20 protein-coding genes are annotated in these 23210 nt (G+C 62.7%); 8 read left to right on the forward strand and 12 right to left on the reverse strand.

All coding sequences use genetic code 11. The features are described 5' to 3' along the window. Window positions 1-15 precede the first annotated feature (15 nt). From puhC to bchF, 10 genes are read right to left on the reverse strand one after another with little or no spacing between them, the layout of a single operon-like run. Entirely contained in the window at window positions 16-489 is a 474-nt protein-coding gene (gene puhC / locus SWE17_RS11735; protein ID WP_322993280.1) for a photosynthetic complex assembly protein PuhC, read from the reverse strand. Further along, complete coding sequence (gene puhB / locus SWE17_RS11740) at window positions 486-1163, reverse strand: photosynthetic complex putative assembly protein PuhB (RefSeq protein ID WP_322993281.1); 678 nt, start codon at window positions 1161-1163, stop codon at window positions 486-488. The genes puhC and puhB overlap by 4 nt, the downstream gene beginning before the upstream one ends. After that, window positions 1160-1921 (reverse strand): photosynthetic reaction center subunit H, encoded by a 762-nt coding sequence (gene puhA, locus SWE17_RS11745; RefSeq protein ID WP_322993282.1) that lies wholly within the window; start codon window positions 1919-1921, stop codon window positions 1160-1162. The genes puhB and puhA overlap by 4 nt, the downstream gene beginning before the upstream one ends. Before the next feature lie 27 nt (window positions 1922-1948). After that, on the reverse strand, window positions 1949-3406 hold the full coding sequence (locus SWE17_RS11750; RefSeq protein WP_322993283.1) for a BCD family MFS transporter: 1458 nt from the start codon (window positions 3404-3406) through the stop codon (window positions 1949-1951). Beyond that, entirely contained in the window at window positions 3403-4113 is a 711-nt protein-coding gene (bchM, locus tag SWE17_RS11755; RefSeq protein WP_322993284.1) for a magnesium protoporphyrin IX methyltransferase, read from the reverse strand. Before bchM ends, SWE17_RS11750 begins: the two co-directional genes overlap by 4 nt. A 32-nt stretch (window positions 4114-4145) precedes the next feature. Next, complete coding sequence (gene bchL / locus SWE17_RS11760; protein WP_019429120.1) at window positions 4146-5057, reverse strand: ferredoxin:protochlorophyllide reductase (ATP-dependent) iron-sulfur ATP-binding protein; 912 nt, start codon at window positions 5055-5057, stop codon at window positions 4146-4148. Further along, window positions 5054-8884, reverse strand: a complete 3831-nt coding sequence (locus tag SWE17_RS11765; protein WP_322993285.1) for a magnesium chelatase subunit H — start codon at window positions 8882-8884, stop codon at window positions 5054-5056. The genes bchL and SWE17_RS11765 overlap by 4 nt, the downstream gene beginning before the upstream one ends. Next, on the reverse strand, window positions 8859-10508 hold the full coding sequence (gene bchB / locus SWE17_RS11770; RefSeq protein ID WP_322993286.1) for a ferredoxin:protochlorophyllide reductase (ATP-dependent) subunit B: 1650 nt from the start codon (window positions 10506-10508) through the stop codon (window positions 8859-8861). Before bchB ends, SWE17_RS11765 begins: the two co-directional genes overlap by 26 nt. A gap of 16 nt (window positions 10509-10524) precedes the next feature. Further along, a complete protein-coding gene (locus tag SWE17_RS11775) occupies window positions 10525-11817 on the reverse strand; it encodes a ferredoxin:protochlorophyllide reductase (ATP-dependent) subunit N (protein WP_322993287.1) in 1293 nt (430 codons plus the stop codon). After that, window positions 11814-12323, reverse strand: a complete 510-nt coding sequence (gene bchF / locus SWE17_RS11780) for a 2-vinyl bacteriochlorophyllide hydratase (RefSeq protein WP_322993288.1) — start codon at window positions 12321-12323, stop codon at window positions 11814-11816. Before bchF ends, SWE17_RS11775 begins: the two co-directional genes overlap by 4 nt. A 246-nt stretch (window positions 12324-12569) precedes the next feature. On the opposite strand from bchF, the gene SWE17_RS11785 reads away from it, so the two are divergent. From SWE17_RS11785 to SWE17_RS11820, 8 genes are all read left to right on the forward strand, one after another. Continuing rightward, window positions 12570-13376, forward strand: a complete 807-nt coding sequence (locus SWE17_RS11785; protein WP_322993289.1) for a cobalamin B12-binding domain-containing protein — start codon at window positions 12570-12572, stop codon at window positions 13374-13376. 130 nt (window positions 13377-13506) lie between these two features. Next, a complete protein-coding gene (gene ppsR / locus SWE17_RS11790; protein ID WP_322993290.1) occupies window positions 13507-14895 on the forward strand; it encodes a transcriptional regulator PpsR in 1389 nt (462 codons plus the stop codon). 73 nt (window positions 14896-14968) lie between these two features. Next, complete coding sequence (chlG, locus tag SWE17_RS11795; RefSeq protein ID WP_322993291.1) at window positions 14969-15937, forward strand: chlorophyll synthase ChlG; 969 nt, start codon at window positions 14969-14971, stop codon at window positions 15935-15937. After that, window positions 15934-17307: a BCD family MFS transporter gene (locus SWE17_RS11800; protein WP_322993292.1), complete on the forward strand. Its 1374-nt coding sequence runs from the start codon at window positions 15934-15936 to the stop codon at window positions 17305-17307. Before chlG ends, SWE17_RS11800 begins: the two co-directional genes overlap by 4 nt. Then, window positions 17304-18512, forward strand: a complete 1209-nt coding sequence (locus SWE17_RS11805) for a geranylgeranyl diphosphate reductase (RefSeq protein WP_322993293.1) — start codon at window positions 17304-17306, stop codon at window positions 18510-18512. Before SWE17_RS11800 ends, SWE17_RS11805 begins: the two co-directional genes overlap by 4 nt. Before the next feature lie 29 nt (window positions 18513-18541). Continuing rightward, window positions 18542-18721 carry a hypothetical protein gene (locus tag SWE17_RS11810; RefSeq protein WP_322993294.1) on the forward strand — a complete coding sequence of 60 codons (180 nt, stop codon included), beginning with the start codon at window positions 18542-18544 and terminating at the stop codon, window positions 18719-18721. 87 nt (window positions 18722-18808) lie between these two features. Beyond that, window positions 18809-19303: a TspO/MBR family protein gene (locus SWE17_RS11815; protein WP_322993295.1), complete on the forward strand. Its 495-nt coding sequence runs from the start codon at window positions 18809-18811 to the stop codon at window positions 19301-19303. A 258-nt stretch (window positions 19304-19561) separates the two neighbouring features. Then, entirely contained in the window at window positions 19562-20395 is an 834-nt protein-coding gene (locus SWE17_RS11820) for a cobalamin B12-binding domain-containing protein (RefSeq protein ID WP_322993296.1), read from the forward strand. Between the two features lie 33 nt (window positions 20396-20428). Here the strand turns inward: SWE17_RS11820 and bchO are convergent, their stop codons facing one another. Next, window positions 20429-21325, reverse strand: coding sequence for an alpha/beta fold hydrolase BchO (gene bchO / locus SWE17_RS11825; RefSeq protein ID WP_322993297.1), 897 nt, complete (start codon window positions 21323-21325; stop codon window positions 20429-20431). Between the two features lie 6 nt (window positions 21326-21331). Further along, on the reverse strand, window positions 21332-23209 hold the full coding sequence (locus SWE17_RS11830) for a magnesium chelatase subunit D (protein WP_322993298.1): 1878 nt from the start codon (window positions 23207-23209) through the stop codon (window positions 21332-21334). Window position 23210: the final 1 nt, after the last annotated feature.

Raw genomic sequence — 23210 nt, forward strand, 5'->3', positions numbered from 1 at the left:
TCAAGTTCAAGGGGCTTATTGACCAGCCAGTCGCAGACTGGCAAATACGGCGGCGTTGCTGGGTCCGAACGACTCCAGATCAATCCGTTGCCCGGTGCTGGGGTCTTGCAGGGTCATGCGGCCGTCGGTACGGCCGATCAACAAAAAAGGGGCGTCGCCGCTCAGGCTTTCACGGTGGCGCTCTCTGGCCAAGGCACGCAGGGTGCTGCGTAAAAAACCTTGTTCGCCAGAAAACTGGGCGACTTGTTGTCCGGTGCGGTGGTCCAGCACGGCGATGTCGCCGCCCGCCACGTCTCGGAACTGCAGGTCACGCTGCCACTGCACGGCGGCGTCGGGTGTGCGCGGATCCAGACCCGACCAGCGCGCCAGTCCCACGGCCACCAGCATGGCCAATAGCATCACGCCAATCCAGGCCATGGGCCGATTCAGGCCTTGCGTCTGGGGCGCTTGGCTTTGGGTTTGCCAGTCGCGGTGGGGCAGGGTGCTCATGCCAGCATCCCGGGTGGGGTGGTGTGTGGCGTGGCCGCAGCTGCATCTCCAAGCTGAAGACTTTGGCCCGCACGTTCCGCACGCCACAGTGTCAGCAGGAGTTCTCCCACTTGCTGGCCGTTCGGTACGCAGCGCAATGTGGGTTGGGGCTGGGTGACGTGCCAGGCGCGCTGGTGCGGCCACAGGTGGGCCCAGCCGATGCGGTCTTCGGGGTGCAAGGCCAGCGCGAGGTCGCCAGTCCCAGCGCTTTGGGTCTTCAAAGAAGCGCCCGCGATGCGTTTGAACGGCAGGTTAAAGGTCAGCGTGAGAACGATCCCAATGCGCATGACCACGCGTTTGTTGGTGAGGGTGTAGAGCGTGCTGCGCGCCGACATCCAGGCCGTTCCCAAAAGGAGCGACAGGGCCAGGGTGTAGAGGCCGGCGGCCACCACCAGTGGTTTCCAATCCACCACCGCAAGGGGTTTCATCCCCGTACCGCTGTCAGGCGCTGTGAGGTTGATGGCCTGCACCGCCAGCATGAGCGCGAAGTAGAGCGCGACCTTGCGCACATGGAAGGCGTGGATGGCCAAGCGCTGCCAGTCGGGCGCGCCCTGCCAGACCACACGCTCACCCGCAGGCAAGGCGCTGGGCAAGCCGGGAGCGGCTTCCCACTCGTGCTCGTGGGTGGCTTTCATATGATGGGTTCCTGGCGTTCAGGCGTCGCGTACAGAGTGCCCGCACCGTAATAAGCAGTGATCTTTTCTTCTTCAAGAAGGGTGATCTGATCTGGCGATTTGGTTTGGGGCACGTTGGCAAACTGGTGCGCCAGAATGGCTTGCACATGCGAGCCGTCTTTCTTGATGCGTGCAAACGTCATGGGCAGCAAAACGCGTTTGTCGGAGTTCACCAATTGGACTTCGGCATAGCGAAACAGCATTTCCATGCGGTCCACCCACAACTCGACCACGATTCCGGCGATGACTTTGTCGGCGCCCCAGACCGGCAGACCGCGAGGGTCCACGTCGTTTTTGGCCACTGAGTGGTCGGTGGCAATGCGCATGGGCACGATTTTGGGGTGGCCGTGTTCCATGTCAGGCACGTCGGCCCGCATGGCCCAAGCACCCGGGCCCACACCCGCCAGCAAAGGGTCACCCAAGGGTTCCAGGGGCGCACCATTCCAGCCATGGATGGGTTGGGCGCTGTACTCGCCGTCAGGGCGATTCAGGTCAGGTGACAGGTAGGTGTGGCCATCTTCGGTCTTGTATGCCACCGGCTCTGGCACGGGCGGCCAGCCTTGAATTTGGGGGCCGTTTTCGCGGCCTGAATCCATGGGGTAGCCCTCTCGGTGGTTCTCACGTAAGAGGTAATAAATCAGCCCCGCAAAGAATGCCCAAAACATGTACAACACGATTTGGGCCACATCGATGTACTGGGTGATTGCGCCTGTTTTCATGGCTGTCTCCTTCAAAAAATCGGTGCATCAGCCCGGCAGTTGCGCCAGGCCAAAGGGTTGGGGGGTGCCGGTTTGGGGGACCTCTGCGCGTGCAGCCAAACGGCTCGCGCGCAGCATGGGACCCAGGGCTACCAGCACGACAAACAACAAATACATTTCAAAGTGGTAAACGAAGCTGTAGGCGGTGATGGGCGTGACCAACACTTCACCCAAAGCGCCCGACATGGCCAGCACCGACACGCCGTCGCGCAATGCCCCACCCAGCGCCATGGCTGCGCCCGCGCTGGTGGCTTGCACCGCGCCCCAGGTGCCGATGACCAGACCGCCCAAGTGGCCAAGCGGGCTGCCGTCCTGGGCCATGCCCATGGCCGTGACCAGCATGCCCACTGAAAACAATCCACCGCTGAAACCGATCAGGCCCACGCCGATACGGAACATCCAGGCCGCTTCGAGCGGCCCCGAGAAAATCACCATGGCAAACGCGGGCAAGCCCAGCAGCACGCCTAGGCTGGCCAAGCGGCAAGCGTGCATGCCACCCGACAACCAGCGGGCTGACACGAGGAAAGCCAGCAAAGCACCACCGGCACTCAAAGCCGTGAGGGCGCTGGTGGCGCCCACGTCAAGTTTGAGGATCTCGGCCGCGTAGGGCTCGAGCACGATGTCTTGCATGTTGAAGGCGAATGTGCCCAAACCCAAAGTCCACAAGAAGCGGCGCATTTGTGGCTGAGCCATGAGGTCTTGCCAACTGCTGGCAAAGCCACCGGCTTCGCGGCGACCGCGTTTGGCTTGTCGGGCTTCTTGCTTCCAAAGCGAGGCCAGGTTCATCATCGCCACCATGACAGCGCAGCCTTGCACCAGCTGGATGAGTTTTTGCGGGCTGAAGTCACTGAGCACCAGGCCGAACACCGCGCTGCTGGTGATCATGCCCACCAGCAGCATGCTGTAGAGCAAGGCGACCACGCGGGGGCGTTTGTCGTCGCTGGCTAAGTCGTGCGCCAGCGCCATGCCAGCGGTTTGTGTGACCTGGATGCCCGCGCCCACCAGCACAAAAGCCAGGCATGCGCCCAACTGACCCACCCACAGGTTGGCAGCTTCGGGCTCGGACAGCAGCAACAAGGCAAACGGCATGATGGACAGGCCACCAAACAGCAGCAAGGTGCCGGTCCACATGTAAGGAATGCGGCGCAGGCCCAGCGCAGAAGGGTGGGTGTCGCTGCGGTAGCCGATCAGGGTGCGCAGCGGCGCAAACACCATGGGAATAGCGACCGCCAAAGCGACCCACCAGGCCGGCACTTGCAACTCCACAATCATGACCCGGTTGAGTGTGCCCACTAAGAGCGTCATCACCATGCCGATCACCACCTGAAACAGCGACAGGCGCAGCAGGCGCGCCATCGGCAGTTCGGGCGAGGCCGCATCGGCAAACGGCATGAAGCGTGTGCCGTAGGCCGTGAACCAGCGGGGCATGGGGACGCGCAGTTTCATGAGCGGGTCCACTCCCAGGCTTGTGAGGTGTAAAAACCGCTGGCCACGCGCTGCATGCGCGCGCCTTGCCAGCCCTGCAACTCGGGGTGGTTTTGCATGCGCTGCAGCAAGTCGGCGTGCGCCACGGGTGAGAGCGAAGGCGAGCGGTCGCTGCGCGGAAACAGGCGGCCCGCGCTGTGCATCAGGGCCAAGAGCGGTGTGCGCGGTGCAAACGTGAAAGCCATGGAGCCGCGCGTGCGCTGGGCCAACCCGGCCAGTGCTTCGGCGATCTGGTCGCTGTCGTAGTGGATCAGCGAGTCCATGCAGACCACATGGTCAAAGTGACCCAAGTCGGGGCTGAGCATGTCGCCCGACAAAAACTCCACAGAGCCGGGCAGGGTGGGGTGCTCGGCGGCCATGCGTTCGGCAGCGAGCTTGACCAGGGTGGGTGACAAATCAATCGCCACCACTTCGGCCCCACGCAAGGCCGCTTGCAAGGCCAGCGCGCCAGTGCCGCAACCGGCGTCCAGCACGCGCAGGCCGCGCAGGTCTTGTGGCAACCACGACAGCAGGGTTTCCCGCATGGTGTCGCGTCCGGCCCGCACGGTGGCGCGGATGCGGCCCACTGGCTCGTTCGAGGTCAGTCGTGCCCAGGCATCGGCCGCGGTGCGGTCAAAGTAGTGCTCGATCTGGCTGCGGCGTTGTTCGTAGGCGGTGGTGCTGTTCATCGTGATCTTTCAGGGCGTGTTTTGCGTGCGGATCAGTCAAAACCCAGCAGGTCAAAAATGTCGCGGTCTTTCATGGGGATGGACGGCAGCGGGTCGGCCCCCAGCCACAGCGCAGCGGCCAGGCGCATGTACTCGTCTTGCACGGCTTTGACGGCGGGTGTGGGTTCCAGCTCAAACAAGGTGCACTTTTGCAAACGGCTCTTGCGGATCTCGTCGAGCATGGGGAAGTGCGCCATGGTTTTCAGGCCCGTGACCGCGTTGTATTTGTCGATCTGGTCGGTCGCGTCGCTGCGGTTGGCGATCACGCCGCCCAAACGCACGTTGTAGTTTTTGGCCTTGGCCCCAATGGCTTGGACGATGCGGTTCATCGCAAAGATGGAGTCGAAGTCGTTGGCGGTGACGATGAGTGCGCGGTCTGCGTGTTGCAGCGGGGCGGCAAAACCACCGCACACCACATCGCCCAGCACGTCAAAAATGACCACGTCGGTGTCTTCGAGCAGGTGGTGTTCCTTGAGCAGCTTCACGGTCTGGCCGACCACATAGCCACCGCAGCCGGTGCCAGCGGGTGGGCCACCGGCTTCCACGCACATCACGCCGTTGTAGCCTTTGAAGACGAAGTCATCGAGGCGCAGTTCTTCGGCATGGAAGTCCACCGTTTCGAGCGCATCGATCACGGTGGGCATGAGCTTTTTGGTCAGGGTGAAGGTGGAGTCGTGCTTGGGGTCGCAGCCGATTTGCAGCACGCGCTTGCCCAGCTTGCTGAAAGCCACCGACAGGTTGGACGACGTGGTGCTCTTGCCAATGCCGCCTTTGCCGTAGACCGCAAACACCTTGGCGGTGCCGATCTTGACGGTGGGGTCCATCTGGAACTGCACGCTGCCTTCGCCGTCTGCGCCGCGTACCCTCTGGATGCTGTTCACGGGGATGCTGGTGGTTTCGATCATGCTGGGAGTCCTTCTTGTATGCCTTCAAGGCGGTCTTCAAGTTCTTCACCGGCACGCAGCAGGGCTGTCATGGTCTCGGCGTCGGGTTGCCAGTACTGGCGGCGGGTGGCCTCCAGCAGGCGGTTGGCCACTTTGGCCGATGCGGTGGGGTTGAGCTGGGCCATGCGCTCGCGCATGGCGGGGTCCAGCACAAAGGTCTGTGCCAGTTGTTGGTAGACCCAGGGCTGTACTTGCCCTGTGGTGGCCGACCAGCCCATGGTGTTGGTGAGGTGGGCTTCGATCTGGCGCACGCCCTCATACCCGTGCTGTAACATGCTTTCATGCCACTTGGGGTTGAGCATGCGGCTGCGGGTTTCCAGCGCCACTTGTTCGGTCAGGCTGCGCACCACGCCCTCGCCTTGGGTTTGGTCCCCAATGAAAACGGGCGGTGCTTCGGCAGCGTTGCCATCGCGCTGGTGTTTGGCCTGCAGCACGGCGCGGCTGATGCCGCCCAGGGTGTCGAAGTAGGTGTCGATGCTGGTCACGCCCAGCTCCACCGAATCCAGGTTTTGGTAGGTGAGCGACACACTGGCCAACGCGCTTTGCAGCACCGAGGTGTTGCGCACCGGGCGGCCTTCGCGGCCATAGGCAAAGCCTTTTCGTTGGGTGAAGGCATCGCCCAGTTCGTTTTCGTTTTCCCAGCAGCTGCTGTCGATCAGGTGGTTCACGTTGGCGCCGTACGCGCCTTCGGTGTTGCCAAACACGCGCAGCGCGGCGCACTCCATGTTGCTGCCTTCGTGCTCGGCCAAGTAGGCCAGGGCATGTTGGCGCACAAAGTTTTGCTCAAGCGGCTCGTCGGCGCTGGCGGCCAAAAACGCGGCTTCGGCCAGCAAGCGGATTTGCATGGGCAGCAGGTCGCGGAAGATGCCCGACAAGGTGATGACCACGTCGATGCGTGGTCGGCCCAACTCGGCCAAGGGAATCAGCTGAGCGCCAGCCAAGCGGCCGTAGCTGTCAAAGCGCGGGGCGGCACCCATCAAGGCCAGGGCTTGTGCCATGGGGCTGCCTTCGGTCTTGAGGTTGTCGGTGCCCCACAGCACCATGGCCACGGTCTCGGGCAGGGCCTGGTGGTCTTGCTGGTAACGGGCCAAGAGTTTGTCGGCCTGGCGCATGCCATCGCGCACGGCAAAGGCAGACGGCATGCGGAAGGGGTCCAGGCCGTGCAGGTTGCGCCCGGTGGGCAGCACGTTGGCATTGCGGATCAGATCGCCGCCAGGGGCGGGTTGCAAATAGCGGCCGTCGAGGGCGCGCATCAGGCCTTGCATTTCGTGGTCTTCACCCAGCAGGCGGTTGCTGCGCACCAGCTGGCGCAGCGTCTCGGCCTGGGCTTTGTCGCCAGCGGGCAGCTCGTTGCTGAACTGTGCGTTCAGTTGCGTTTCGCTCGCACCGTCGACCAGGGCTTCCATCAAGCTGGCGTTTTGAGCGCCGGTCAAGCCCATGGCATCGGCCATGACTTTGAGGGTGCCCAAGCGCTGCTCGCGGGTGGGGGCTTGGCCCATGACGTGCAGTCCTTCGGGGATCAGGGCGTATTCGAGTTCCAGCAGCTGGTTTTGCAGCTGCTCGATCCAGGCGGTGGGATCTGCCGCCTGATGGGCTGGAACCGACAAGTCGATGCTTTGCGCTTGTTCGCGGATCAGCGTGGTCAGGCTCTTGCGGTCCTGGGCTTGGTCAGGGCCCATTTGTTGCCAACGCTCAATCGACTGCTGAAGGCTGACCAGTTCTTTGTACAAGCCCGAGTGCGTGAGCGAGGGGGTGAGGTAGCTCACCAGCGTGGCTGCGCCCCGGCGTTTGGCCAATGCCCCTTCGGACGGGTTGTTGGCGGCGTAGAGGTAGATGTTGGGCAGTGCGCCGATCAGGCGGTCCGGCCAGCACTGGGCCGACAGGCCGGTTTGTTTGCCGGGCATGAATTCGAGCGCGCCGTGCGTGCCAAAGTGCAGCACCGCGTCGGCGGCGTAGTCGTCGCGCAGGTAGCGGTAGAAGGCGCTGAAGGCGTGGGTGGGGGCGCAGCCGGTCTCAAACAGCAGGCGCATCGGGTCACCCTCGTAGCCAAAGCCCGGTTGCACCGTGACCACCACCTGGCCAAAGTCTGCGCCGAGCACAAAGATCGACTGGCCGTTGGTCAAATGTTTGCCGGGGGCAGGGCCCCACTGCGCTTCGATCTCGTTCAACCAGCGCTCGTTTTGCACATGGTGGCTGGTGTCGATGGCGTGCAGCACATTGGCCTGCGTGCCGTACTGGCTGGCGTTGCCGTGCAGCAGGCGGTTGCGCAGGTCGTCCACGCTGCCCGGCAAGGTCACTTGGTAGCCCTCGAGCGACAAGCGCTGCAAGGTGTTGAAGAGCGACTGGAAGACGGAGAGGTAAGCGGCCGTGCCCACGCTGCCCGCGTTCGGCGGGAAGTTGAACAGCACGATGGCCAGTTTGCGGTCGGCGCGTGGCTTGTCGCGCAGCCGCACCAAGCGCTCGACGCGGGCGGTGAGCATTTCGGTACGCTCGCTGCAGGTGAACATGTCTTGGCTGCGGGGGCCGCTGGGGAAGGTGCAGCGCTTGTCGCAGCCGTGGCAGGTTTCGCCTGCAGGTCCGGGGCGGCCACCGTAGACCATGGGCAAGATCGAGCCGTCGAGTTCAGGGATGGCCACCATGATGGTGTTTTCCACCGGCAGCAGGCCCCGGGTGGAGTCGCCCCATTGTTCGATCGACTGGAACTCCAGCGGGTGCGCGGCGATGTAGGGCACATCGAGTTCGCTCAGGGCCACTTCGGCCGCGCTGGCGTCGTTGTAGGCCGGGCCACCGACCAAGGAGAAACCGGTGAGCGACACCAAGGACTGGATCTTGGAGCCCGTGCCTTGCTTGAAATAGCGGTCCATGGCCGGGCGGGCGTCCAGCCCGCTGGCAAAGGCGGGGATGACGCGCAGACCACGCGCTTGCAGCGAGGCGATGACCGCGTCGTAATGCGCGGTGTTGCCGGCCAGCAAATAGGAGCGCAGCAGCAACAGGCCCACGGCGGGTTGGTCTTTGCGACCATGGCCGGGCAGGTCGCTCAGCTGTTCGCTGATGCGGTTTTTCATTTGCGGGTGGTACAGGCCCACCTCGGGGTATTCGATCGGGTCTTCCGGCTGGGCCAGGGCGCGCAGCGGCTCGCGCGGGCCTTGGGCGTAGCGGTGCACCAGGGTTTTGACCAAGTGCTCGATGTTGTGTTCCGACCCGGCCAGCCAGTAGCGCATGGTCAAGAAGAACAGGCGCAGGTCTTGCGCGGTGCCGGGGATGAAACGCAGCAGCTTGGGCAGGCGGCGCAGCATGGCCATTTGCTTGGCGCCAGCACTGGCCGGTGCACCTGTCTCAGAACCCGTGTCTTTGTTCTTGGCGCTGGGGCGCAGCTTTTTGAGCAAGGCCATCAGGCCACTCGATTCGCGGCCCATGACCAGCTTGCCCATGCGGGTGAGTTGGGTGACTTGCGGAGCCGACATGATGCAGACCATGGCGTCGCAGTGTTCGCGGCGCGCCTGCAAGGCGTCGAGCACCGGCAGGAAATGGTCTTCCATGAAGAGCATGGTGACGATGATCAAGTCGGCTTGCGCCACGGCGGCCAAGCACGCAGCCAGGGCCTTGTCGCTGTCACGCCAGGCCGAGGCGCTGTGGGTTTGCAGGTGCAGGCCGGGCAGGTCGCGGGCCAGGCGCTCGGCAGCGCTCTCGGCGGCGCTGGCCAGGTGGCTGTCCATGGTCAACAGCACCACGCTCATGCGCGGTGTTGTTGAGGATGCCTGTTTACCGGCTGTAATGGGCTTTGGCATCGTAGAGCGTCTCCACGGTGATGGTCGCCACGCCCTGGTCTTGGGCAAATCGTTCGGTGTTCCGGCGCGCTTTGCCCCGCACAAAGAACGGGATCTTGCCCAGCTCCTTTTCGGCTTCGGGGCTCCAGGTGGCCTGGTTCGAAGCGGCTTGGGCGGGGGCGGCGACCTTTTGAACGCTGTCGGTGGTCAGGGTGTTGGTGGGTGCGGGTGCCGTTGGTGAAGCAACTGCTGTAACGGGTGTTACGACGGGTGCACTGACCGGCGCTGCGACAAATGGAGCCACGTTCTCTGCCGCAGGCCGTGTGCTGCCCAAGTGCGACGGCGCAGCGCCGGCGTGGAACTCGAAGTCTTCGCGGAACATGCCGATCAGGTGTTCTTCCAAGCCCATCATCAGTGGGTGCACCCAGGTGTCGAACAAGACGTTGGCGCCTTCAAAACCCATTTGCGGCGCGTAGCGGGCGGGGAAGTCCTGCACATGCACCGGGGCGGAAATCACTGCGCAGGGGATGCCCTGGCGCTTGGCGATGTGGCGCTCCATTTGCGTGCCCAAGATCAGCTCGGGCTGCAGCGCGTTGATCTGGGTTTCGACTTCCAGGTAGTCGTCGGTGATCAGGGCTTCGACGCCGTAGCGTTTGGCGCAGTCGCGCACTTCGCGGGCAAATTCGCGGCTGTAAGTGCCCAGGCCCACCACCTCAAAGCCCATCTCTTGGCTGGCGATGCGGGCAGCGGCCACCACATGCGTGGCGTCGCCAAAAATGTAGACGCGCTTGCCGGTCAGGTAGGTCGAGTCGACCGACTTGGCGTACCAGTGGGCGTGGGCGTTGCTCGGGTCTTGTGCGGGCTGGGGCAGGCCGGTCAGCGTGCAGACTTCGGCGATGAAGTCGCGTGTGGCGTGGCTACCGAGGGGCACGGTCTTGGTGTACGGCTGGTCAAACTGGCGCTGCAGCCACTGCGCGGCGGCCAGGCCAATTTCGGGGTAAAGGACCACGTTGAAGTCGGCTTCGGCCAGCTTTTGCACGTCGGCCACGCTTGCGCTCAAAGGCGCGACCACGGCGACATCGACACCGAGTTGGTTGAGCAGTTGGGTGATTTCCTTGACGTCGTCGCGGTGGCGAAAGCCCAGGGCACTGGGGCCCAAGATGTTACAAGTGGGCCGCGCCTTGGTGGCTTTGTCAGCGGCAGGCTTGTGCACCAGGTGGCGGCACAGTTGGTAAAAGGTTTCGCTCGCGCCCCAGTTTTCCTTGCGTTGGTACGAAGGCAATTCCAGCGCCACTACTGGGATCGTCAGCTGCAATGCTTGGGCCAAACCACCTGGGTCATCCTGTATCAGCTCGGCGGTGCAGGACGAGCCCACTAGCATGGCCGCAGGATTGAAGCGCGCCATGGCTTGGCGTGCAGCGTCTTTGAAGAGTTCTGCGGTGTCGCCGCCCAGATCGCGCGCCTGGAAGGTGGTGTAGGTGACGGGCGGGCGGCGGGGCAGGCGCTCGATCATGGTGAACAGCAGGTCGGCGTAGGTGTCGCCTTGTGGGGCGTGCAGCACGTAGTGCACGTCCGTCATGGCGGTGGCTACGCGCATCGCGCCCACATGGGGCGGTCCTTCGTAAGTCCAGAGCGTCAGTTGCATGGGGTGTTCCTGCGCTTTATGCCGCCAGCTTGAGGCGGCGTTTGAGGGGGCGGCTGAACAGACCGGCCAGATCGGCCGCTTGTTCGTAGCCCTGAATGGGGGTGAAGACCAACTCGATGGCCCACTTGGTGGTGATCCCTTGGGCCTCCAGCGGGTTGGCCAAACCAAGGCCGCAGACCACCAGGTCGGGCGCATCGGCGATGCAACGGTCGAGCTGCAGGTCCACATCCTGGCCTTCGCTGATGCGGGTGCCTGCGGGCATGAGCGCGAGTTCGGCGGCCATGTGCTGGCGGTGCAAATAGGGCGTGCCCACTTCCACCAAATCCATACCCAGTTCGCGGTGCACAAAGCGCGCCAGCGGAATTTCGAGCTGCGAGTCGGGGAAGAAAAAGATGCGTTGGCCCTGCAGCATTTGTCGCTGCACGGCCAGGGCTTTTTCGGCCCGCTGGCGCGGGGCGGCGGTGGCTTGTTCAAACACCTCGGGGGCCACACCCAACTCGGTGGCGGCCGCTTGCAACCAAGCGGTCGTGCCTTCCACGCCCAGCGGGAAGGGCGCGGGCAAATGCTGCGCACCCCGTGACTGCAGGGCGCGGGCGGTGTCTGCCAAGAAGGGCTGGGCCAACAAATAGCGGGTGTTCGGGCCAACCACCGGCATGGCCTGGCTGTTGCGCGGAGGGAAGAAGCTGACCTGCAAATCCATGCGATCAAACAGGCTGCGCATCTGGTCTTCGACCACGTCGGCCAGTGTGCCGACCACCATCAAGGCGGGTGCGGTGTCGGTGCTGGCGGGCAGTCCGGGGACCATGGCCGCCAGGCAAGCGTCTTCGCCTTGGGTGAAGGTGGTTTCGATGCCGCTGCCCGAGTAGTTGAGCACGCGCACCTTGGGGTGGTGGATCTGGTTTTGGCGCTCGGCGGCGCGTGACAGATCGAGCTTGATCACCTCAGACGGGCAAGAGCCCACCAAAAACAACAAACGGATGTCGGGGCGGCGTGCCAGCAACTGGCCGACCACGCGGTCGAGTTCTTCGTGCACATCGGCCAGGCCCGCCAAGTCGCGCTCGTCGATGATGGCGGTCCCAAAGCGGGGCTCGGCAAAGATCATCACGCCCGCGGCTGACTGGATCAGGTGGGCGCAGGTGCGTGAGCCCACCACCAGAAAGAAGGCGTCCTGTATCTTGCGGTGCAGCCAGATGATGCCGGTCAGGCCACAAAATACCTCGCGCTGGCCGCGTTCGACCAAGGGCACAACGTCGGTGCAGCCGGAGGTTTGAGCGGAAGTTTCTGCGCGGATCGGGATGACAGTGCTCATGTGCTGGCCTGTGCGCCCGTATCGGGCAAAGAGATGGATGAGGGGTGTTTTTGCAGCCGCGCCATGCGCAGCTTGCGGATGTATTGCGCGGCGTTGATGGCGTAGCTGCCATAAGCGGCCAGGGCCAGCCACAGCAAGTCGTTGGCATTCCAAGCGCCTTGCCACCAAGCCCAGACATAGGCGGTGTGCAGCACCATGACTCCCATGCTGACCACGTCTTCCCAGTAGAAGGCAGGGGCAAACAGGTATTGGCCGAAGACCACTTTTTCCCAAATGGCGCCCGTGACCATGATGGCGTAGAGCACCACGGTCTTGAGTACCACCGAGGCCAGGGCCCAGTCGGTGTGCTCGCCGGTGTGCAGGCTGTTGATGACCAAATAGAGACTGATGCCGAAAATCAGGAACTGCACGGGTGCCAAAATGCCTTGCACCATCGTCCAAGCGGTCGCGTCACGCCGGGCGCGTTGCGCTGGCGTGTACAAAACCTGGGGGGTGGAAGTGGGCATGGGGACCTTGTTGGAGGTGAGGGCTTGGAATGAATGTAAATCGCACTTCACAGTGTGTCAACATTAATTGACATATATTTAGAATCATAGGGTTTACACTCAACACAAGCCCTCCAAATTCTTGGACACTCAAGACTGTGTTTTTCAGATCCCCCAAGGGGTTTGTTTCAACCCAACTCTTGCGACGAGCACTCCGACGCCCCGGAGCCTGCCGCTGGTGTCTCTCTTTGATGATCGGTGCTTGTCATGGCGAAATTCAACCTAGAAAACTCCCAGTCCCCGCCCTCGGTGCAGGGGCCAGCCCACCTGTTGCCTGAGGCGATGCGTCAAGGCACGCCAGTGGGCCCTCGCTTGGTCGGGGGGACTTCCTTCGCTGGCAAATCCGCGCTGGATTTGTCGCAAATTCAGATCCTGGCGCAAGCTTGCTTGCAGGGCTTGGATGCTGCGCGGCAGGTGGTGTTTGGTTGGCAGCGGCAAGGCCAATCGCTGGAAGACATTTATATGCAGGGCATCACGCCTTGCGCCCGATTGCTCGGAGACTGGTGGTGTGCCGATCGCTTGGACTTCGCCATGACCACCATTGCTTCGTCCCATTTGCAGCAACTCTTGCACGACTTCAGCAACGAGTTCTTGCAGGAGTCACCCCAGCAGCGCAAGGGCTGGAGTCTTCTTTTGTTGACCGAGCCGGGCGCGCAGCACAGCATGGGACTGTTCATGCTCAGCGAGTTTTTCAAGCGCGCAGGTTGGACCGTGACCGTGGGTGTGCCGCAAGACGTGGCCGAATTCAAGCGCTTGTTCCAATCCGATTGGTTTGACGCGGTGGGGGTTTCGGTCAGCACCGACCGTCACCTCGACACGCTGACCCATTTGCTGCCGCAGTTGCGCGAGAGCTCGGACAATTTGGAACTTCGGGTTTTCGTGGGTGGCCCCATGGCTTTTGTCTCCCCCGAGCGCCTCAAAGGCTTGGCTGCCGAGGTTTTGGCTCAAGATGCGCCCGCCACAGTGGCGCATTTGGCGCTGTGCATGTCAGGCGGTTCCCCAAAAGGGGCTTGAAATGACCGCTTGTACCTGTTTTCCGTCATTCAAAGCCGAAAAGCAAGTATTTTGGTGCGCAGATGCGCCTATACTTGTATGACAAATTAAAGTGTCAACTTCCTGATGCTCAAACGCCGTTGATTTACACATGAAGCTTCCTTCACTCGATCCGTCTACGTTTTCCCAGTTGCTGGGCGTGGTGTCGGACGTCACCTTGGTCATGGACCTCCAGGGGACCATCGAGGATGTGTCGACTGGGCGTGACACCTTGGCCGCCCTGTCTTGTCAGTCATGGTTGGGCCGCCGCTGGTTGGACACCGTCACCACCGAAAGCCGGCCCAAGATTCAAGAAATGCTGCAATCTCAGGGCAGCCCAGACGTCATGCGCTGGCGGCATGTGAACCACATGTCCCCTTTGGGCAACGAAGTGGCTTTGCAATATGTGGTCTTGCCGCTCGGTGGAGGCAAGCTGCTGGCCATGGGCCGCGACTTGGAAAGTCTGGCCGAACTGCAGCGCCGCCTGGTGGAAACCCAGCAGTCCATGGAGCGCGACTATTTGCGACTGCGCCACATCGAGGCGCGATACCGTGTCTTGTTTGATACGTCGTCCGAGGCCGTACTGATGGTGGACGCTGCGACACAGCGTGTGCTCGAAGCGAACGTGGGTGCGCAAACCTTGCTCAAAGACGCTGGCAAACGTCTGGTGGGCCGCGATGTTCGGGAATGTTTTGAAGGCGACAGCCAAGCCGAGGTGCAGTCTTTGCTGCGCATGGCGCTGGCGACGGGCCGCATCGAAATGTGTTCGGCCCGCGTGGCGGGTTTGCCAACAGCTTGGACCGTCTCGGCCACCGTGTTTCGACAAGAGGGTGGCGCGCAGTTCTTGGTGCGTCTGGTCGCTCGCGAAAGCATGGCGGTTGCTCACCATGAGGCTGGGTCTTCGGCTGTTTTAAGCGAAGCCATGGAGCGCTTCCCGGATGGTTGGTTGCTCACGGACACCGCGGGCACCATCAAAAGCGTCAACGAAGAAGGGATGGCCTTGTTGGGCCTGACCGCCTCTTCTCAGGTGGTGGGGCAAAGTCTGGAGCGTTGGTTCTTGCGTGGCGCGGTGGACTGGGGTGTGCTCAACACCAGCTTGCGTCAACAGTTGCCGGTGCGCAATTTCGCCACCGAAGTGCGTACTTTGTCGGGCATGACCTTGCCCGTCGAGGTTTCGGCCGTCTACCTCACTCGGCCCGAACCGATGTACGCCTTCTTTGTCCGCGACATGGATCGCCGCCTGCAAGGTGGTGCATCGGTGGCACAAAGCCAGGCGAACCCCTTTGCCGATTTGTCGCAGTTGGTAGGACGTCGCCCGATCAAGGACATCGTGGGCGAAACGGTGGACACGATTGAGCGCATGTGCATCGAATCAGCACTCGAATTGACCCACAACAACCGCGCGTCGGCAGCGGAAATGTTGGGTTTGTCGCGCCAAAGTCTTTACGTCAAACTGCGCCGTTTCGGCATGGTGGCCGACGCTGAGACAGAAAATCTTTGAAGACCGTCAATTTAAATTGACATTAAGTGTCAATCCTAGTTGACATTTTAATTTCGCTCTTCACAATGGGGGTATGGACACCCCGCCTCTGGCCCACGCCAACCCTCCTCAGGCCGCTCACGCTGACTCAGATGCAGCGGCGCGGAGTCGGCCCGAGCTGCGCACGGTGGCTGAATTGCTCAAACCCATCACCTGGTTCCCACCCATGTGGGCATTTGCCTGTGGGGTGGTGGCTTCTGGGCAAGCGCTGAGTGCGCAGTGGGGTTTGCTCCTGTTGGGTCTGGTGCTCACGGGCCCACTGGTGTGCGCCAGCAGCCAGGCCGTCAACGACTGGTTTGACCGTCATGTGGACGCCATCAACGAACCGAACCGTCCCATTCCCTCGGGCCGCATGCCTGGCCGCTGGGGTTTGGGCATTGCCATTGCCTGGACTTTGCTGTCGCTGTTCTGGGCCACGCTCATGGGGCCTTGGGGTTTTGCTGCTTGCGCCTTGGCCATTGCTTTGTCTTGGGCATACAGCGCTCCCCCCGTTCGCCTCAAAAACAATGGCTGGTGGGGCAACGCTGCCTGCGCCCTGAGTTACGAGGGACTGGCTTGGCTCACAGGCACGGCCGTCATGCTGGGCGGGGCTTGGCCGGGCCCCTATTCGGTGGCGCTGGCGCTGCTCTATAGCGTGGGGGCGCACGGCATCATGACGTTGAACGATTTCAAGGCCATTGAGGGCGATCGCCAAATGGGTGTGGCCTCACTGCCCGTGCAGTTGGGTGCGCACTGCGCAGCCCGCACGGCCTGCGTGTTCATGTTGGTGCCGCAACTGGTGGTGGCGGCTTTGCTTGTGAACTGGCAATTGCCATGGCACGCTGCGGCCGTCTTGGCGTTGGCGGTTTTGCAAGGGCCATTGATGCTCAAGTTTTTGCGCCAACCGGTTGAGCGTGCCTTGCATGTGTCGGCCTTTGGCGTGCCGCTCTTTGTCAGCGGCATGATGGTCAGCGCCTGGGGGCTGCGCCAGTTGTCGATGTTGCAACACACGGTGGGGACATGATGCGCACATCCTCCATGGCATCCCAATTTGGCTGGTTTCAAATCGTCCGCTTGGGTCTGATCCAGGCCTGTTTGGGCGCGGTGGTGGTGGTGACCACGTCCACGCTGAACCGCATCATGGTGGTCGAGCTGGCCCTGCCGGCCCTGCTGCCCGGTTTCTTGGTTGCTTGGCATTACGCCGTGCAAATGGTGCGCCCACGCATGGGTTTTGGCGCTGACAAGGGGCGCCGCAGCACGCCCTGGATGATGGGCGGCATGTTGGTGTTGGGCGGGGGCGGCTTCATGGCCGCATGGGCCACGGTGTGGATGGCCTCCGAGCCGTTTTACGGGGCACTGCTGGCCTGGCTGTCCTTCAGCCTGATTGGTTTGGGTGTGAGCGCGTGTGGCACTTCGCTTTTGGCGCTGATGGCCAAGCGCGTGCCCGACGAGCGCCGGGCGCCTGCGGCCACCACGGTGTGGCTGATGATGATTGTGGGTTTTGCCGTCACAGCCGGGGTGGTGGGCAAACTGATCGACCCCTACAGCCCGCAAGTCTTGTTGCAGGTCTCGGCGAGCTTGAGTGTGGTGACCGCGCTGATCACGGCCGTGTGTTTGTGGGGCCTTGAGAAAGACGGTGAACCGCAGCCCTTGCCTGAGCGCAACGCGGCCAGTGAGCGCTTGCAAAAGCAAGATTTCAAAGAAGCGTTCAAAGAGGTGTGGGCCGACCCGGCTGCACGCACTTTCACCGTGTTTGTGTTCATGTCCATGCTGGCCTACAGCGCACAAGATTTGATCTTGGAGCCCTTCGCGGGTGCGGTTCACGGCTTCACGCCGGGTCAGACCACACAGCTGTCGGGCTGGCACCACATGGGTGTGCTGGTCGGCATGCTGGCGGTGGCTGGTGCCGGTTCGCGCTGGGTGGCGGGACGCTTGGGTTCGGTGCAAGCCTGGATGGTGGGTGGCTGCCTTTTCTCGGCGCTGGCCACGGTGGGCTTGGTCAGTTCGGCTTTGTCTGCCGCATGGCCGCTCAAGGCCAATGTGGTGTTTTTGGGTGTAGCCAATGGCGCGTTTTCGATCGCCGCCATCGCCACCATGATGCGCTTGGCCGGGGAGGGCGGCGCGGGCCGCGAAGGCACGCGCATGGGTTTATGGGGCGCAGCGCAAGCTGCGGCTTTTGGCTTGGGTGGGTTGCTGGGCACAGCCGCCAGCGACTTGGCCCACGCGCTCTTGGGCGAACAACGTGCGGCCTATGCGGCCGTGTTTGCCTTGCAAGGGCTGATGTTCGCCCTGTCGGCGGTGGTGGCCTTGCGTTTGCGTTCACGCACTGTCGCCCCTCACATACCGATGCGTTTTGACAGTTCCGTATTGCTGAAAGGTGGGTCAAGCTCATGAACCAGACCGATTTTGATTTTGTGGTGGTGGGGGGCGGGCCTTCCGGGGCGACCGCCGCCCACGATTTGGTGCGTCAAGGCTGGCGCGTGTTGCTGTTGGACCGGCAAGGCCGCACCAAGCCTTGTGGCGGTGCAATTCCGCCACGGCTCATCAAGGACTTTGACATCCCCGACCACCTCTTGGTGGCCAAGGTGCGTTGCGCTCGCATGATCTCGCCCACCGACAACCAGGTTGACATCCCGATCGACAATGGCTTTGTCGGCATGGTGGATCGCGATGAGTTTGACGAATATTTGCGCGAACGCGCTGCGCAATCGGGTGCCGTCCGTCGTCAGGCCATTTTTGACAAATTGGAGCACGATGACAGTGGTCAGCTGTGGGTGCACTTCACCCCGGTGACTTCCAAAGAGCATGCGGCCTTGGAGCACGCTCAAGCCGTCAAAGTGTCTACCCGCATGGTGGTGGGCGCCGATGGTGCACGTTCGGAAGTCGCACGCCAAGCCATTCCCAATGCGCACAAAACCAAGTATGTGTTCGCGTACCACGAGATCATCGAGTCGCCCGTGGGCCAACCCGGCTATGATGCGGCCCGCTGCGACGTGTACTACCAAGGCGAGGTCTCGCCCGACTTTTATGGCTGGGTGTTTCCGCACGGCAAGACCATGAGTGTGGGCATGGGCAGCGCCGACAAGGGCTATTCGCTGCGCAGCGCCACGGTGCGTTTGCGAGAAATTGCGGGTTTGACCCACGCACCCACTTTGCGCCGCGAAGGCGCACCCATTCCGCTCAAACCTTTGCCCCAGTGGGACAACGGCCGCGACGTGGTGGTGATTGGCGACGCCGCTGGCGTGGTGGCCCCCTCGTCGGGCGAAGGCATTTACTACGCCATGGACTGCGCCCGCCGCGTGGCCAAGGCCGCCCATGAGGCCCTGAAAACCGGCAACAGCGCCTACCTGAAGCAAGGCCGCAAGAGCTTCATGAAGCAGCACGGCCGGGTGTTCTGGATTTTGGGCGTGATGCAGTACTTCTGGTACCAAAACGACAAACGCCGCGAAAAGTTCGTCAAGATCTGCGAAGACCGCGATGTGCAGCGCCTGACGTTCGAGTCCTACATGAACAAAGAGTTGGCGCGCAAAGACCCGATGGCCCATGTGCGCATTTTCCTCAAAGACATGGCGCACCTGCTGGGTTTGGCGCGAACCTGAAAAAACGGATTGTTGAGCGGGAGAGCGGTATGCAGCCTTCAATGATGGCCACGATTTTCTTATTGATGACGGGTTTGTCCGGAGCCGCCTATTGGTGGTTGGATCGAAAAATGCTCCGACTGTCCGACACCTTGCGCGACACCTACAAATTGGGCCTGATGATCATCTACGGTCTGCAAATGGTGTTGCTGCTGATGTTTGCCATCTGAGCGTTGAGCAGGCCATGCCTGGCTGAACAGACCTTCTGGAGATGAGGGCACAGGGCCAGTGGCCCAAAGTCTAGGACAATCGGGTGCATGAAAAAAAATGCATGGACCCGACTGGCCTTGGCCTTTGTGCTGAGTTACGCCACTGCCGGCATCGGCGGGGCTTTGACCGAGTTGGGCCCTTGGTATTTCGCTCTGAAACACCCTTCCTGGAAACCACCGGATGCCGCTTTTGGTGTGATCTGGACCACCATCTTCACGCTCTGCGCCATCAGCGGCTGGCTGGCTTGGCAGGCGGCGGATACCCCTGCTCTGTGCCGCCGAGTCGGGGTCTTGTTCGGTGCCAATGCGGTGCTCAACATCCTGTGGAGCGCGCTGTACTTCAAATTGCAACGACCCGACTGGGCTTTGTTCGAGGTGGTGTTCCTGTGGTTGTCCATCTTGGCCTTGATCGTGGGCCTTTGGCGTTTGTCCCGGCTGGCCAGCGGGTTGATGCTCCCCTACTTGCTGTGGGTCGGCATTGCCGCCGTGCTGAATTGGGAAACGGTTCAACTCAACGGGCCATTTCAAGGGCTGGTTGCTTGACTGGATGAAGCCGTCCAGGCGGCTGAGCGCCCCACCATTGAACTAAAAATTTTGGGAAAAACGTTGAAATCAAGCTGAGTACTTGCTTGAATGTAATTCTTAGGTGCTCACACCTAGGGTTTCTCATGCTTGTTGACCCAGGTCAAAAATTTTATAAACACCTTGCAGCTGCGGACCGGCAAGCTATCTCGCTGGCGAATACACGCCCCGGTTTTCACCTTTTGACAGGTTGACACGCTCGTGCTGCAAGGAATGCGCATGTCTGAGTTCAGTGCTTCGGGTGGCCAAGCAGGTGGTGTGAAGCGGGCAGCGAGCCTGCAGGATGACTGCAAAGACTCCTTGTTGGCGGTGATTGAGGAGCAGATCATTCCGCGTCTGCTCAATGTGCAACAGTTTTTCCCGGGCAAAGCCACCAACTCGGCCGAGGAAATCTTGGGTGCCGAGCAGCCTGAATTTGAGGCGTTCACGCAACACTGCCTGAAGGGTGATGCTGTGAAGGCGAATCAGATCGTGGATTCGCTCACCGCGAGAGGGTTGGCCCACGACCGTATTTTTTTGGAGCTGATCACCCCTGCCGCTCGCCATCTGGGTGCGTTGTGGGAGCAAGACCTGTGCGATTTCACCCAAGTGACCTGCGGCTTGGCGATGATGCACCAGATGATTTACCGGCTGGGATACGAATCGCCAGCCGGGCAAAACAGAGAAGGCGCGAGTGAACGGGTCATGCTGGCCTGTGCGCCGGGTTCTCAGCATTTCCTCGGCTTGACCATCGTGGCTGACTTTTTTCGCCAAGCGGGCTCGGAAGTGGTGCTCGAGATCTCTTCCTCCGAATCCGAGCTGCTGCGCGCGGTGGCGAATGAGTGGTTTGACGTGGTGGGCATTTCTGTGGCCCTGGAAGCCCAGCTCCAAACACTGCCCGACTTGATCGCGCACTTGCGGGCCAGCTCAGGCAATCCCCAAGTGAGGGTGGTGTTGGGCGGTCCGATCTTCTTGATCCATGATTTCAGCCCCGACAACTTGGGGGCCGACGCTATTTTCACCGACGCCCGCGAGGCCGTTGGTGCGGTCCAGCGTTTGGTTCGCGCTCGCTGAGTCCTGCTGAACGGCGATCGAATCAGCCTGCGCTCAGCAGGCTGCACACCATTTCAAAATCTGTTGCGCCGTGCCCATCGGGTCTTGCTCGTGGGCCAGATGTCCCAAGCCTGGTGTTGAATGAAGTTGCGCATGGGGCCATTGCAGGCAGGCCTCATGGGCCAAGGCCGGGGGGACGGTCAGGTCTTGCGCACCGATGTGGATGAACACCGGGTTCCGGATCTCGTGCAGGCGCGCGGCCAGGGGCTTGAGCCGCCATGCGGCCATCATGGACAGCACGCCGTGCACATGCCCCGAGTCGCTGAGCACGCGGGAATAAAGGTCTATCCCCTGCGCATCGAGTGTGGAGCCGGTTCGCGCGATCCACTCTGCCACGGCTCCCGGTTTGGCGGCCATTTTGGCGGTGGCCCAGGCAGACAGTGGGTTGAGCGCAGCCAGTTTGGCCGCGGGACCGAACAACCACGAGGCCACGCCGGGCAGCGGCAACCAAGCGGGGTTCAGGCCGATCAGCTTGCTGCGCGCTGCGCTGTCAAAGTGCAGCGCCATGTGCGCGGCAATCGCCGCGCCTGCCGAATGGCCCACGATGACCTGGGGCGAGAGCTTGAGCTGCAGCATCAGTGCACGCAAGCCCTCGGCCATGCCGGGCAGCGACAGCGCGCCTTCGGGGCCACGGCTGGTGAAGGCGTGGCCGGGCAGGTCGGGTGCGACCACGGTGAAATGCTGGGACAGCGCGGGCAGCAGGCCTCGCCAGCTGAAATGACCCGAGCCTGTGCCGTGCAAAAGCAGCATGCACGGGCCTTGGCCCATTTGCTGCACATGCCACTGGATGCCGCCCGCTTGAATCAAACGGCTGTGCTGCGCATGCGGCCAAATGTCCGGTCGGGCCTGGTGGTCGGCCCAGGCCATGCCGGGGTAGAAGCTGTCAAACATGGCGACTCAAGCCTGCGGTCTGCGCACCCGCTCGATGGCGTGGGCCATGCGCTGCGACTGTACCTGCGGCATGGGCAAATAGCTCGCACCCATGGTGGCCGCCAGTTGTTGCGCTTGAGCGTCGGGGTGCATGGACGTGTCGATCCACAAGGCGCGGTGGCCACTGGCGCGCCACTGCTGGCCCCAGCTTTGCGCGTCCAGTTGCGCTTGGGCGCGGCCACCCAGGCCTTGCAGCGTCACGTTGGCGCGGCCGTCGCTCAGCACCACCAAGATGGGTGTGACGCCTTGGCGTTGCAGTTGCGCCGCTTGTTCGTGCGCCATTTTCAGAGCCAGCGCCAAGGGCGTGCCACCACCACCGGGCAGGCCGGTCATGGCGCGTTTGGCGCGCACCAGCGAGCGTGTCATGGGCAAGAGCAGTTGGGCTTGCGCGCCCCGAAAGGCGACGATGCACACGCTGTCGCGCCGGGCATAGGATTGCTGCAACAGCAACTCGACCGCGCCTTTGGCTTCGGCCAAGCGTTGCAGCGCGGCCGAGCCCGAAGCGTCAAGCGCCAGGATCAGGCAGCTGGAGGCGCGCTGCTGGTAGCGCTGGATGTGGAAGTCTTCTGCGCGGATCGCGACGCGACCCGTGTTGTGCGCTTGCCGCAAACGCTGTTTGGGCGCGGCCGCACGCAAGGTGGCCAGCACATGCAGGCGCGCCTGACCGCCGGGGCGGCCCGGGCGCGGGGGCAGGGGGCGGCCGCGTTGCGAGCCCGCGCGGGTTTGGCCGCTGCGGCCCGAGGTGTTGTGGCTGGCCGCTCCCTGGCGCGTCATCAGCGCGTCGAGCATGTGTGGCGGCAAGCTGGCCAGGGCCGCTGCGACCATCATTTCTTGCAGGTCTTCGGCACTCGGTTCGGTGTTCTGTTCGGGCGGTGGGCCAGGGTCTTGGGTGTTGTCTGCTTCAGCCTCGTTCTCAGGTGCTTCGCCTGAATCTTCGGGTGATTCTGGCGGATCTGGTGGCGGTGTGGTGTCTTCTTGTTGCTCGGGCGCTGCTTCTTGCGCAGACGGCTCGGCTGGCCACTGCGTGGCACGAGGCGCAAGCACACAGCGCGCGGCAAAGCCGAGGTCGTCGGCGTCCAGCGTGCTGCGACCATTCAGCGCCGCATGGCCGCAAGCCACGCGCAGTGCCAAGCTGGGCACGCGCAAAGAACCAATGCCCAAGCCCAAAGCGGCGGCGCACAGCGCTTGCATGTGTTCGTCGCTCGCTTGCACTTGCGGCAGCTGTTCGCGGGCACGGACCAAAGCGCCGGGGCTGAGGCGAATCTGCAGGCCATCCGATTCGCTGTCGCCTTGCCACGCCGCGTGGATGTCGGTCGGTGAGAGTTCGTTCAGGTCCAGCCACACGCCCAGGCGCTCGGCCAGGGCCGCGCCCACGCCGGACTCATCGGGCAAAGATTCGTCGAGCGCCACCACGCCAAAACGGGTGGGTGTGGGGGCTGCGCTGTGGCGGGTGGGCGGCACCTGGCCTTGCTCCAGCGCTTGCACCAAAGGCGCGAGCAGGACGGGCGCGAGGCGCTCGGCCATGGGCAGGCACACTAAGCCTTGGTCGGCTTGTTGCAGCAAGCCCGCTTGCAGGTGCAATTGGCCGGTTTGCAGCGTGTGGGCCAGGTCGATGCCGCCCAGCAGCCGCTCGCTGTCCACCGAGCCGGGCACTTTCACCAAGCCGATGCCCAGCCCCGCCAGCGCTTGCAACCAGCGCTCGCGCACCGGGCCGTGCGGCGCGCGCAGGCACACACCGCCAAAACCATGGGGGTCGAGTTGCAGCAATTGCAGCGCCGTCAGCGCATCGTTCCAGCGCTCCAGCGGCTCTGAAGGCGAGGAGGGTGGTGGGGCTTCGCTGGCCATG

Origin of the sequence: Limnohabitans sp. (genome assembly GCF_034680285.1) — a bacterium.
Classification (GTDB): Bacteria; Pseudomonadota; Gammaproteobacteria; order Burkholderiales; family Burkholderiaceae_C; genus Limnohabitans_A.

What these genes read in the sequence shown, in the direction of transcription:
- puhA (WP_322993282.1), bottom strand. Translation starts at nt 1,921, where the DNA reads ATGAAAACAGGCGCAATCACCCAGTACATCGATGTGGCCCAAATCGTG.
- bchF (WP_322993288.1), bottom strand. Translation starts at nt 12,323, where the DNA reads ATGCCCACTTCCACCCCCCAGGTTTTGTACACGCCAGCGCAACGCGCC.
- SWE17_RS11805 (WP_322993293.1), top strand. Translation starts at nt 17,304, where the DNA reads ATGAACCAGACCGATTTTGATTTTGTGGTGGTGGGGGGCGGGCCTTCC.
- SWE17_RS11830 (WP_322993298.1), bottom strand. Translation starts at nt 23,209, where the DNA reads ATGGCCAGCGAAGCCCCACCACCCTCCTCGCCTTCAGAGCCGCTGGAG.
- SWE17_RS11775 (WP_322993287.1), bottom strand. Translation starts at nt 11,817, where the DNA reads ATGAGCACTGTCATCCCGATCCGCGCAGAAACTTCCGCTCAAACCTCC.
- bchO (WP_322993297.1), bottom strand. Translation starts at nt 21,325, where the DNA reads ATGTTTGACAGCTTCTACCCCGGCATGGCCTGGGCCGACCACCAGGCC.
- bchL (WP_019429120.1), bottom strand. Translation starts at nt 5,057, where the DNA reads ATGATCGAAACCACCAGCATCCCCGTGAACAGCATCCAGAGGGTACGC.
- bchB (WP_322993286.1), bottom strand. Translation starts at nt 10,508, where the DNA reads ATGCAACTGACGCTCTGGACTTACGAAGGACCGCCCCATGTGGGCGCG.
- SWE17_RS11750 (WP_322993283.1), bottom strand. Translation starts at nt 3,406, where the DNA reads ATGAAACTGCGCGTCCCCATGCCCCGCTGGTTCACGGCCTACGGCACA.
- ppsR (WP_322993290.1), top strand. Translation starts at nt 13,507, where the DNA reads ATGAAGCTTCCTTCACTCGATCCGTCTACGTTTTCCCAGTTGCTGGGC.
- SWE17_RS11815 (WP_322993295.1), top strand. Translation starts at nt 18,809, where the DNA reads ATGAAAAAAAATGCATGGACCCGACTGGCCTTGGCCTTTGTGCTGAGT.
- SWE17_RS11765 (WP_322993285.1), bottom strand. Translation starts at nt 8,884, where the DNA reads ATGCCAAAGCCCATTACAGCCGGTAAACAGGCATCCTCAACAACACCG.
- puhB (WP_322993281.1), bottom strand. Translation starts at nt 1,163, where the DNA reads ATGAAAGCCACCCACGAGCACGAGTGGGAAGCCGCTCCCGGCTTGCCC.
- SWE17_RS11810 (WP_322993294.1), top strand. Translation starts at nt 18,542, where the DNA reads ATGCAGCCTTCAATGATGGCCACGATTTTCTTATTGATGACGGGTTTG.
- bchM (WP_322993284.1), bottom strand. Translation starts at nt 4,113, where the DNA reads ATGAACAGCACCACCGCCTACGAACAACGCCGCAGCCAGATCGAGCAC.
- chlG (WP_322993291.1), top strand. Translation starts at nt 14,969, where the DNA reads ATGGACACCCCGCCTCTGGCCCACGCCAACCCTCCTCAGGCCGCTCAC.
- puhC (WP_322993280.1), bottom strand. Translation starts at nt 489, where the DNA reads ATGAGCACCCTGCCCCACCGCGACTGGCAAACCCAAAGCCAAGCGCCC.
- SWE17_RS11800 (WP_322993292.1), top strand. Translation starts at nt 15,934, where the DNA reads ATGATGCGCACATCCTCCATGGCATCCCAATTTGGCTGGTTTCAAATC.
- SWE17_RS11820 (WP_322993296.1), top strand. Translation starts at nt 19,562, where the DNA reads ATGTCTGAGTTCAGTGCTTCGGGTGGCCAAGCAGGTGGTGTGAAGCGG.
- SWE17_RS11785 (WP_322993289.1), top strand. Translation starts at nt 12,570, where the DNA reads ATGGCGAAATTCAACCTAGAAAACTCCCAGTCCCCGCCCTCGGTGCAG.